Origin of the sequence: Synechococcus sp. R5-15, from assembly GCF_047462035.1 — a bacterium.
Classification (GTDB): domain Bacteria; phylum Cyanobacteriota; class Cyanobacteriia; order Thermostichales; family Thermostichaceae; genus Thermostichus.
Genome location: NZ_JANSIK010000034.1, coordinates 1 through 5,878, shown reverse-complemented (window position 1 = coordinate 5,878; position 5,878 = coordinate 1). Strand labels below are relative to the sequence as shown.

Below are 5,878 nucleotides of genomic sequence, written 5' to 3'. Positions count from 1 at the left end.
GTACTGAACATATTATACATTATTTTCAGTATAGTTGAGCTTATTATTGACTAGAGTCATGCTCTCCCGGATCTAGTGGGGCGAAGAAGATCAACTATTCATCAACCATTCAACTGTTGCCTCGGTTGCCGACTGCCGATTGGCCTCACGGGAGCTATTCTGGCATTTCCTCCCGTTGACGGGATCCCCGTCCTCCTACCAGCCCAGTACAGTTCCCCTTCTGGGAAAGCATGAGAACCTGAGCTTTGGGAATTTTTGGCTACAAAATCGAGCGCTGCCCTTCTGGGCTGATACCAATAATGGTGAGCTGGCAATCCAACACTTTGAAACCGTACTTTTCTGCCACCTTCTGGGTGATGTTAAGAATGGCGTTGTTTTTGAACTCGATCACCTTGTTGGTCTTGACGCACACCAGATGGTGGTGGTGGTGGGGGGCCGGCTGGTTGATCTCGTAATGTTTGTGCCCTTCGGTCAGTTCCAGTTCTCGCAAAATGCCCATGCGGGACATCAGCTTGACGGTGCGGTAAATGGTGGAAAGGCTAATGTTGTGGCCTTCTTCCCGCAACTTTTTGTGCAACTCCTCCGCGCTCAGATGCGTGCCCTCAGGCAAGTTTTGAAACGTTTGCAGGATGATCTCCCGCTGCCGAGTGGCTCGCCAGCCTTTGGCATTGAGCTCTGCCTTGAACGCCTCTTCGGTGTAGACCATGATGCCGCCCCTCCGCTGTTGGGCAACGTCGCCGTAACAGTCAATAAGTTCTGTAATTGATAATAACTTCATTTATGACGACACCACCCGACTTGGTTGCTGAAGACATCGTTCAGGCTCAGTTCAGGCCCAATAGAACAGGGACGCAACTGAGGCGCATGGGCTGCCGGGAGAGCCTCGGGAAGGGTGCGGGAAACCCAATCCCTCATCCATCCCGGATGAGCTAGCCTACAGAGCAGAGCCATGTGGCGGACTGTTTCTGGTGTTCGGGCGCGCCTAGGCTAACATACTCAAGAAAAGGCCCGCGGCATCCTGACAGCGTTGGCAAGCGTAGTGATCGGGAAGGGAAAACGAAAATGCGGTTTGAGCAGCCCAAAACCTATTCCATTTCTCTGGGTGGCTGGGGGTTCTGGCTGGGATCCCTGGCGTTGGCAGCTTTGCTGACCAGTATCGGGCTGGGGTGGCTGGTCACTGGATTGGTGGCCCTGTTGCTGCTTTTGCTGTCCTTGCCGGTGTTGGTGCTCCTGGCCTTTCGCTGGTGGGCGCGCCGCTGGATCACGACGGATCGCTGCCCGGTGTGTGGGTCGGAATCGCAAGCCATTGAGGGCAGCCATTTCTTTTGCCCCAATTGTGGAGAGCCGCTGTTTGTTGCAGACGGACGTTTTTATCGGCAAACACCCCCCGGCACCATCGATGTAGAGCCTGTGGAAGAGGGTGGCTGGGAATTGACGAGCTGATGCCCCCTCGGTTGCCGGGATGTTTAGAGGGTGTTTTCCGTGAAAAGTGCTATGCCTGCGGCACCCCATGGTGCTACACAACACTGTTGCTCCGCAACGCTGACGCCACGGCACGAACGACATCTGTGGGGCTGGCCCGGTAGGCGGCTGGTTTCCAGCTGGGTTGGGCTGCTCTCGGCGGCAATTCTGTTGCTGGGTTTGTCTCCCCATTCCCAGGCGACGGAGCAGGGATCCCTGCAACCTCAGGTGGAAACTTATCTGGCTCAGTTGGCCGGTCGGGGGTTTTCGCCCGCGGCTCAGGGGGTTTGGCTGCAGATGGAGGATCCTTCGCCTCAGCGGGACAGAATCCTTGTTTTGGGACAGCATCAGGGATCCACACCCTTGCCGGCTGCTTCTTTGACCAAGGTGGCAACGACCCTGGCCGCTTTGCAGCACTTTGGCCCGCAGCACCGCTTTGTTACCACCTGGCTGGCCACTGGCCCCTTAACTGCTGAGGGAGTTCTACAGGGGGATCTCTGGGTTCTGGGGGGGGAGGATCCCTTGTTCGTCTGGGAGGAAGCCTTCTCCGTCGGCAACCTGCTCAATGCCTATGGGATCCGCCAGGTGCGCGGGGATCTGGTGGTGGTGGGCCGCTTTTACATGAACTTTTCCCGGGATGTGGCGCAATCGGGATCCCTGTTGCGGCAGGGGCTGGATGCGCGGCGCTGGCCGCCAGAGGCGGAGGCCCAATTTCAAACCTTACCCCCCGGCACACCCAGACCGCAGGTGGAGATCTTGGGCTCGGTACGGGTTGCCCAGCAGATCCCGCCCGGCGCTCAGGTTTTGCTCAGACATGAGTCCCCCCCCCTCATTCACCTGGTCAAGCTGATGAACCTCTACAGCAACAACTCCATGGCCGAGATGTTGGCCGATGCGGTGGGGGGAGCAGACCAAGTGGCCCAAATCGCCCGGGCCATCACCGGGATCCCGCCCGAAGAGCTGCAACTGATCAACGGCTCCGGGTTGGGGGTGGAAAACCGCATTTCGCCGCGGGCCAATGTAGCTTTGCTTCGAGCGATCCAATCTCTTCTGGAGGAGCAGGGGCTCTCTCTTGCCGATGCTTTTGCCGTCGTCGGCCAGGATGTGGGGGTGTTGGAACGGCGTCTGTTGCCAGGGATCCTAATTGCCAAGTCGGGCACCCTGAGGAGCGTCAGCACCTTGGCGGGTGTACTGCCAACCGAGCAGGGGGACATCTGGTTTGCCCTGATGAATGGCGGATCCGATCTGGTCGGCTTTCGCACCCAGCAGGGACAATTCCTCAGCCGCCTCCAATCCCAATGGGGATCCCCCACCACCTTGCCTGAGCGTTGGATCCCTCGCTCTGGGGATACGGGATCCCGCACGGAGCTGAACCCGCGTCTTTGAAACTGTGCCCAACCGGTTCTTTCTCAGCCCAGAGTGACCTCGGTCGCGTTAGCGGAACGCAGTCCTATGTCCGCCCTCCCAGTTTGGGAATTGAGATCGACTTGGCCCGCTGTCAACAGCCCTCAACCCAGAAACCTCGTCCGGCAGGGATCCTTCCCATGGGGCGTACAGGGATCGAACCTGTGTAAGGCAAATTATGAGTTTGCTGCCTAAACCGCTCGGCCAACGCCCCTGATTCTTTTACTCTAGCGTTTACTCTAGCGCCCTTGTCTCCTCCAGAAGCGGCTGAAAACAGGATAAGCTGCATGTCGGTGGTTAGGATCTGACGCCATGGCTGCGCCGCGTTCTTGGCAGGGGCAAATGGCCCTGGGCTTGGGGTTGATTGCCTTGTCCTCGGCTCTCTGTTTTGGCTTCTTGGCCGTTGGGCAGCACTATCTTTACGGGGATGGATCCGCTGTGGATTTCCAGCCTGCCGGGGAGAGTTTGGCCTTGTCTTCCGCCCCCGAGATTGGACTTCCGACGACACCGCCCCTCCCTAACCCCCCCTCTTCCGACAGCAATCTTCCTGAGGGATCCCCGCTGCAGCTCTGGCTTGTTACTTTTTTAACCGTGTTTGTGGCGGAAATGGGCGATAAAACCCAGTTGGCAACCTTGCTCATGAGTGCCCAATCCCAATCTCCTTGGGCGATCTTTTTCGGTTCCGCCGGTGCCTTGGTGACCGCCAGTTTGCTCAGCGTAGTGTTGGGGGAAGGTCTGGGGCAAGTCATTCCCCCGGGCTGGCTACAATGGTTGGCGGGTGCAGGGTTCCTGATGATCGGGGGCTATGTATTATGGCAGGAGTGGCGGGGGAACAAGCTCCCAGAGGGCTAGCCTCCCTGAGCAGCCGATGCCAACCCGGCAGGACAGAGTGGAGAACAACCGAGGAACGTGTTGATCCAAGACAACGATAGCCGAACCCCGTCTTTTTTGCTGCGGCAAATGGCCGGACGGGCCGCCCTAGTGAGCTTTGGCTCGATTCTGCTGGCCGAAATGGGCGATAAAACCCAATTGGCGACCCTGCTCCTCAGTGCCCGCTCGCAAAACGCTGGGGTAATCTTTTTGGGCGCTGCTGCTGCTTTGATCAGCACCAGCCTAATTGGGGTGTGGGCAGGAGCTTGGGTGGCCCGCCTGATCCCACCTCGCTGGATCAAAACCCTGGCAGGCGTGGGGTTTGTTGTGATGGGCCTAGTCTTGTTGTGGGGATCCCTGCCCATAGCCGGCTGAGCAGAGGGCTTCAGGATGGCTTCGGCAAAGCGTGATAGGATTAAGAGCGCCTCACTTTGACACTTCAAACTGAGGACCTTCACTTGAGTCCGGACAACCGGTCAGGAAAACCAGCATGGCCAAAAAACGCAATCTGAAGCGGGAAAAAGCCGAGCGCAACCGCGAATATGCCAAACAGTTCCAAAAAAGTCGTGCTCGCAATGGCCGCCGCTTCCGTTCTGCCCCCTGCGACAACGAGGCCAGCGCTGGCGAAGAACAGCAGTAAGGTTGTTTTTGTCGAGATGCTCTGTCGGTCAATCCTGTGAGCGGAGCTAGTTCAACAAACCTGCTATCGTATGCAGGGGTGGGCCGGAGCGGATAAGCATGAAATATCGACGGATTCTACTGAAGTTGAGTGGTGAAGCCCTGATGGGGGAGCGCCCCTACGGGATCGACCCCGAGGTCTTGAAGTCCATTGCCGGCGAAGTGGCCTCAGTGGTACGGGCCGGTGTGCAGGTGGCGATTGTGGTGGGAGGGGGTAACATCTGGCGCGGGCGCAAAGAGGCGGCTGCCCAAGGGATGGATCAGGCTTCTGCCGACTACGTAGGGATGCTGGCCACCGTCATCAACGCCTTAACCCTGCAGGATGCCATTGAGCGAGCCGGGATCCCCACCCGGGTGCAGACGGCCATCGCCATGCAGGAGGTGGCGGAGCCCTATATTCGTCGCCGCGCCATTCGTCACCTGGAAAAGGGGCGGGTGGTGATTTTTGGGGCAGGATCTGGCAACCCCTTCTTCACCACCGACACGACTGCGGCCTTGCGGGCGGCGGAGATCGATGCCGAGGTGATTTTCAAAGCCACCAAGGTGGACGGAGTTTACGATGCGGATCCCAAGACTCACCCTCAGGCCCGCCGCTACGATGTCCTCAGCTATCAGGATGTGCTGAACCGCGATCTGCGGGTTATGGACAGCACCGCCATCGCCCTCTGCAAGGAAAATCAATTGCCCATCGTGGTCTTTGACCTGACTACCCCTGGCAATATTTATCGAGTGGTGCAGGGAGAACCCATCGGCACTTGGATCGGACAGCGGACGGTCGAGAACAACGGGATCCCCAGCCCAGGAGAGTTGATCCCAAGTTAGGGGGGAAATCGGCCTTGAGAGTCCGGCGACGCCTTAGCCAGGATTGAGTCCGAAGGATAGCCTGGCTCAAGGGTGTGCTCAGGCCGTTTGGAGGGAAAGGCAATGACAGATCAGGTTCAGCATTCGGCCCAAAAGGATCCCGTCTCGCCCAGAAGCTCTGCTGCCCAAAGCGCTGTGCCTGCGGCACCCCATGTCGCTAAGCAACGCTTACGCGAACGCTGGGGTCGGCGTCTTTTGCAGAGCTTGATCTTCCTGTTGGTTCTGGCCGGGGGATTGGTCTACTGGCAGTGGATGACCTGGCTACAGCCGGTGGGCGGTTCAGAACCGATCCAGGTGGTGATCCAGCCGGGCAGCAGCAGCCGTCTGATCGGGCAAAAACTGCGCCAAGCAGGGGTGATTCGCTCAGCTCTGGCTTGGGAGCTGTGGAGCCGCACCTTCGGGCGCGACTGGGTGTTTCAGGCGGGCACCTACGCTTTGGATCCCAACCAGGACATGCTGGCCGTGGCCCAGCAACTGCGGCAGGGAAGGATCCTGCAAAGACGTCTGACCATCCCGGAGGGTTGGCGCATCGAGCAAATGGCAGAGGCTCTGGCCCAGCGCAACTGGCTGGCAGCCGATGCCTTCATTGCCGTGACCCGGGTGA

General features: G+C 58.6%; 8 protein-coding genes and 1 tRNA gene. 7 read left to right on the top strand and 2 right to left on the bottom strand.

What is annotated here, in order from left to right:
- Nucleotides 1-259: 259 nt before the first annotated feature.
- Complete coding sequence (locus NW839_RS03725; RefSeq protein ID WP_011433855.1) at nt 260-706, bottom strand: Fur family transcriptional regulator; 447 nt, start codon at nt 704-706, stop codon at nt 260-262.
- A 356-nt stretch (nt 707-1,062) separates the two neighbouring features.
- Between NW839_RS03725 and NW839_RS03720 the strand changes: the two genes are divergently transcribed.
- Nucleotides 1,063-1,443, top strand: a complete 381-nt coding sequence (locus tag NW839_RS03720; RefSeq protein ID WP_414331816.1) for a hypothetical protein — start codon at nt 1,063-1,065, stop codon at nt 1,441-1,443.
- A 51-nt stretch (nt 1,444-1,494) separates the two neighbouring features.
- Complete coding sequence (locus NW839_RS03715) at nt 1,495-2,847, top strand: D-alanyl-D-alanine carboxypeptidase (protein WP_414380480.1); 1,353 nt, start codon at nt 1,495-1,497, stop codon at nt 2,845-2,847.
- 159 nt (nt 2,848-3,006) lie between these two features.
- Here NW839_RS03715 and NW839_RS03710 read toward each other — a convergent pair.
- Nucleotides 3,007-3,079 (bottom strand) — tRNA-Ile (locus tag NW839_RS03710).
- Between the two features lie 98 nt (nt 3,080-3,177).
- Here NW839_RS03710 and NW839_RS03705 point away from each other — a divergent pair.
- From NW839_RS03705 to NW839_RS03685, 5 genes are all read left to right on the top strand, one after another.
- Nucleotides 3,178-3,717 carry a TMEM165/GDT1 family protein gene (locus tag NW839_RS03705; RefSeq protein WP_414351719.1) on the top strand — a complete coding sequence of 180 codons (540 nt, stop codon included), beginning with the start codon at nt 3,178-3,180 and terminating at the stop codon, nt 3,715-3,717.
- A gap of 57 nt (nt 3,718-3,774) precedes the next feature.
- Nucleotides 3,775-4,110, top strand: coding sequence for a TMEM165/GDT1 family protein (locus NW839_RS03700; RefSeq protein ID WP_011433859.1), 336 nt, complete (start codon nt 3,775-3,777; stop codon nt 4,108-4,110).
- 115 nt (nt 4,111-4,225) lie between these two features.
- Nucleotides 4,226-4,375, top strand: a complete 150-nt coding sequence (locus NW839_RS03695; protein WP_414351718.1) for a hypothetical protein — start codon at nt 4,226-4,228, stop codon at nt 4,373-4,375.
- 98 nt (nt 4,376-4,473) lie between these two features.
- Nucleotides 4,474-5,235 carry a UMP kinase gene (gene pyrH / locus NW839_RS03690; protein WP_011433861.1) on the top strand — a complete coding sequence of 254 codons (762 nt, stop codon included), beginning with the start codon at nt 4,474-4,476 and terminating at the stop codon, nt 5,233-5,235.
- 102 nt (nt 5,236-5,337) lie between these two features.
- On the top strand, nt 5,338-5,878 hold a 541-nt coding region (locus tag NW839_RS03685; RefSeq protein WP_414351717.1), incomplete at its 3' end, for an endolytic transglycosylase MltG.

Bases quoted from the DNA above. Each gene is read 5' to 3' on its own strand.
- NW839_RS03725 (WP_011433855.1), bottom strand. From the start codon at position 706: ATGGTCTACACCGAAGAGGCGTTCAAGGCAGAGCTCAATGCCAAAGGC.
- NW839_RS03720 (WP_414331816.1), top strand. From the start codon at position 1,063: ATGCGGTTTGAGCAGCCCAAAACCTATTCCATTTCTCTGGGTGGCTGG.
- NW839_RS03715 (WP_414380480.1), top strand. From the start codon at position 1,495: ATGCCTGCGGCACCCCATGGTGCTACACAACACTGTTGCTCCGCAACG.
- NW839_RS03705 (WP_414351719.1), top strand. From the start codon at position 3,178: ATGGCTGCGCCGCGTTCTTGGCAGGGGCAAATGGCCCTGGGCTTGGGG.
- NW839_RS03695 (WP_414351718.1), top strand. From the start codon at position 4,226: ATGGCCAAAAAACGCAATCTGAAGCGGGAAAAAGCCGAGCGCAACCGC.
- pyrH (WP_011433861.1), top strand. From the start codon at position 4,474: ATGAAATATCGACGGATTCTACTGAAGTTGAGTGGTGAAGCCCTGATG.